1 protein-coding gene is annotated in these 4843 nt (G+C 66.8%); it reads left to right on the top strand.

The annotated features are described in order from the left end of the window. Positions 1–19 precede the first annotated feature (19 nt). Positions 20–4843 (top strand): type I polyketide synthase (locus tag AC3ERS_RS36470; RefSeq protein ID WP_431972715.1); only part of this gene is annotated, 4824 nt, incomplete at its 3' end.

The following is a 4843-nucleotide window of genomic DNA, read 5'->3' as shown; positions in this document are numbered from 1 at the left end:
CGCCGATGCGGTCGCCGCGATGGCGGGCCTGGGTGTCGCCAGGTTCGCCGAGGTCGGGCCCGACGCGGTGCTTACCCCGATGATCACCCAGACGCTCGACGGGCGCCAGGCGGGCGCGGCTGCTTCGGCTTCTACCGTGGTGGCTTTGGCGCGTCGAAACCATGCCGATCCGTCCACGGTGCTGGGCGGGGTGGCCGGGTTGTTCGTCTCCGGCGCCGAGGTGGACTGGGCCGGTTTCTACACCGGTAGCGGGGCCCAGCGAATCGATTTGCCCACCTACGCTTTCCAGCGTCGGCGTTATTGGATGCCCGAAGGGTCTGCCGGTGGTGGTGACGCTCGATCGATGGGTCTGGTGGCTACCGGACATCCCTTGGTCTCCGCGGTGGTGTCGCAACCGGATTCCGACGTGGTCGCCGTCAGCGGCAGGTTGTCGCTGCGGACGCATCCGTGGCTGGCCGATCACAGGGTCATGGACACCGTGCTGTTCCCCGGCACCGGTTTGGTCGAACTCGCCATGCACGCCGGCGAGCGTGTGGGCTGTTCGAGCTTGGATGAGCTGATTCTGCGGGCTCCGCTGGTGTTGCCGGAGTCGGCGGGCGTTGCGGTGCGTGTCGTCGTCGGTGGCGAGGACCACGAGGGGCGTCGCGGGGTGCGGATCTTCTCTCGCCCCGATGATGGTGTCGATTCGGTGCCGTCGTGGACGTTGAACGCGGAGGGTGTGCTCGCGCCCGGAATCGACAGCGCGGCTGTGGATCTGGTGCAGTGGCCGCCCGCCGACGCGGTCGCCGTGGACATCGATGGGGTGTACGACTCCCTCGATGCGCAGGGCTATCACTACGGTCCGGTGTTCCAGGCGCTGCGGTCGGTCTGGCGGGCATCCGATGGGCTCTACGCCGAGATCGAATTGCCTGAGCAGGCCCGAACCGAGGCAGAGCGTTTCGGTGTGCATCCGGCGTTGCTGGATGCGGCGTTGCACGCCTTGCGTTTCGCCGATGACACCCCTGCGGACGGAACCGGTGTGGCGTTGCCGTTCGAGTGGTCCGGTGTCACGGTGCATGCGGCGGGTGCCGATGCGCTGCGGGTTCGACTCACTCGCGTCGGCGAGCACGGTGTTGCTCTGGATCTGGCGGACTCGACCGGTGCTGCGGTGGCGACGGTGCGGCGTCTGGCTTCCCGGCCGATCGATCCCGGGCAGCTCACCACCGGTACATCCATTGCTCGCACTGCCGTGTTCGATGTCAGCTGGACGCCGATCTCGGTGTCCGAGGGTGAAGTCGCCGCGGTTGCATGGGCGGATCTCGGTGACGTGGTCCCCGCCGCGGTGGTACTGGACTGCCCTGCGGGTAATGATCCCGCCGCCGTTCATGCCGCGACCCATGATGTGCTGCGGGTGCTTCAGTCCTGGATTGCCGATCATCGGTTCGGCGAGTCGGTGCTCGTGGTCCGGACCAGTGGTGCGGTATCGGTTGCCGGGGAGGACATTACGAACCTGGCGGGTGCCGCCGTGGGTGGTCTGGTGCGTTCCGCCCAGGCGGAGAGCCCTGGCCGGATCGTGTTGATCGACACCGATTCCCACGATGCCGGTTCCGAACTCGATGCGCTGCTGGGTGGGATTCTGGCTGCGGAGGAACCACAGGTGGCCGTGCGTGGCGGGCAGGTACACAGAGCGCGACTCGCCCGAGTCGTCTCCACCGCCGCGACCGCTCCGGCGACCGACGCCTTCGACCCCGACGACACAGTTCTGATCACCGGCGCCAGCGGCTACCTCGGTGGGTTGTTCGCCCGGCACCTGGTCGACGCATATGGCGCGCGCCGTCTGTTGCTGTTGAGTCGGCGCGGTGAGTCTGCTCCCGGCACCACCGAGCTACGCGCGGAGTTGCAGCGTCTCGGAGCCGAGGCCGAGTTCGTCGCCTGCGATATCGCCGACCGCGGCGCGCTCGCCGAGGTGCTGGCGGGCGTGCCCGCCGGTCATCCACTCACCGGCGTGTTCCACATGGCTGGGGTGCTCGATGATGGTGCCATCGCTTCGCTGACCTCGGATCGGTTGGATGCGGTGTTGGGGCCCAAGGTCGATGCCGCCCTGCACTTGCACGAGCTGACCGCCGATCTGCCGTTGAAGGCGTTCGTGCTGTTCAGCTCGGTGGCCGGCTCATTCGGAAACGCCGGTCAAGGCAACTATGCCGCGGCCAACGCGTGCCTGGACGCCCTGGCGGCACACCGCAGGGCATCCGGGCGACGCGGCAAGTCTTTCGCCTGGGGTCCCTGGGGCGCGGACGGAGGCATGGCGGCAGAGCTCAGCGACGTCGACCGGCACCGCATGTCTCGTTCGGGCATGCTGCCATTGTCGAAGGAACAGGGCCTCGCGCTGTTCGATGCCGCGACAGGAGCGGATACAGCCGCCCTCGTCCTTGCCCGTTTGGACCTGGATGCCTTGCGCAGCGCGGGATTCGCCGCGCCCGCGCTGCTTTCCGCGCTGATCCCGCATCGCCGGAAGGCGGCTTCGGGCGCATCCACGGCGCTTCGCGCTCGTTTGGCGAACACTCCCGACGGTGAACGTTTCGGTGTGTTCGTCGAGATCGTCCGTGGACAGGTCGCGGCGACTCTGGGACACCAGAACGCGAACGCGATTGCAGCGGACAAGGCCTTCGGCGAGCTGGGCTTCGATTCGATCACCGCTATCGAGTTCCGCAACGCCCTCAAGACCGCGACAGGCCTACACCTCCCCGCGACTCTGGTGTTCGACTACCCGACACCACAGGCTTTGGCCGAATATCTGGCCGACGAGCTCACCGGCACGGGGCAGGACGTCGAGGTCGCTGCCAGCAGAACTGTTGGCGACGACCCGATTGCGGTGGTGGCGATGGCTTGCCGCTATCCCGGTGGTGTGGCCTCGCCGGAGGACCTGTGGCGGCTGGTCGTTTCGGGCGTTGATACCACCGGTGCGTTGCCGGTGGATCGTGGCTGGGATATCGAGGGCATCTACGATCCCGAACCCGGTCAGGCCGGTAAGACCTACACCCGTCAGGGTGGATTCCTCTATTCGGCAGGCGATTTCGATGCGGAGTTCTTCGGGATCAGCCCCAACGAGGCCGTGATCATGGATCCCCAGCAGCGGTTGCTGCTGGAGACCTCATGGGAGGCGCTGGAGCGCGCCGGTGTCGATCCTGCTGTGCTGCGAGGCAGTTCGACCGGTGTCTTCACCGGCATGATGTATCACGACTACGCCCAGGGAACCGGTAACAGCGCTGCCGGGAGTTTGGTGTCCGGGCGAGTGTCGTATGTGTTCGGTCTGGAAGGGCCGTCGGTCACCGTGGACACGGCGTGCTCGTCATCGCTGGTGGCAATGCATCTGGCCGCGCAGTCGCTGCGGTCGGGCGAATGTGATCTGGCGTTGGCCGGTGGTGTCGCCGTGATGGCGACACCGGAGATCTTTGTGGAGTTCAGTCGACAGCGGGGGTTGTCCCCGGATGGGCGGTGCAAGTCGTTCGCCGATGCCGCCGATGGTGTCGGCTGGTCCGAAGGCGCCGGTGTGCTGGTGTTGGAGCGGTTGTCCGACGCCCGCCGCAATGGTCATGAAGTTCTCGCGGTGATCGCCGGTTCAGCGGTGAATCAGGATGGTGCGTCGAATGGCTTGACCGCGCCCAATGGCCCGTCGCAACGGCGTGTGATCCGGCAGGCTTTGGCGAATGCCAAGGTGTCGCCGGTCGACGTCGATGTGGTGGAAGCCCACGGTACGGGTACCACGTTGGGTGATCCGATCGAGGCGCAGGCGCTGCTGGCGACGTATGGGCAGGACCGTGATGGGGATCGCCCGCTGTGGTTGGGGTCGTTGAAGTCCAACATCGGTCATGCGCAGGCCGCCGCGGGTGTGGGTGGTGTGATCAAGATGGTGATGGCGATGCGGCACGGGGTGCTGCCCCGAACGCTGCATGTCGATCAACCCAGCACCAAAGTCGATTGGACCCGAGGCCATATCCGGTTGCTGACCGAGGAGGTGGCGTGGCCGGAGGTGGATAGGCCGCGTCGTGCCGGGGTGTCCTCGTTCGGTATCGGCGGCACCAATGCTCACCTCATCCTGGAGCAGGCTCCGGTCGTGGAACCGGCGCCGGTGGAGTCGGCGCCGGTGGTGGAGTCCGTTCCGGCCGTATTGCCGTGGGTGGTTTCGGCGCGCAGCGGTGCGGCCCTTGCCGGTCAGGCCGGGCGTCTGGCGTCGTACGCGGACGATCACGACCTGAATCCGGTGGATGTGGGCTTCTCGCTCGCGTCCACGCGCGGTGTTTTCGAGCATCGGGCCGTGGTGCTGTCACCCGAGCGCGACGGTCTCTGGGCGGGCATACAAGCGTTGGGTCGCGGCGAATCGATTCCGGGTGTTGTGTCCGGTCGTGTGGTGTCGGGTTCGACTGGTGTGGTGTTCTCTGGTCAGGGTGCGCAGTGGGCGGGTATGGCTACTGAGCTGCGTGGTGCGTATCCGGTGTTCGCCGAGGCTTTCGATGCGATCGTGGCTGAGTTGGATCCGTTGTTGGGGCAGTCGGTTTCGCTGGGTGAGGCGCTGTCGTCCGAGGACGTGGTCGATCGGACGGTGTTCGCTCAGGCGGGTTTGTTCGCGTTCGAGGTGGCGTTGTTCCGGCTGCTCGAATCGTGGGGAGTCCGCGCGGATGTGGTGGCCGGTCATTCGATCGGCGAGGTCGCGGCTGCGCATGTGGCGGGGGTGATGTCGCTCGGGGATGCGTGTGTGTTGGTGGCGGCGCGTGGCCGGTTGATGCAGGCGTTGCCCGCGGGTGGGGCGATGGTGGCCGTGGGTGCGTCGGAGGCCGACGTGCTGCCGATGCTGGTTGATGGCGTA

It is taken from the genome of Nocardia sp. bgisy134 (assembly GCF_057708325.1).
Note: the sequence above shows the minus strand (reverse complement) of the source record. Positions and strands in the feature narration are given on the sequence as shown.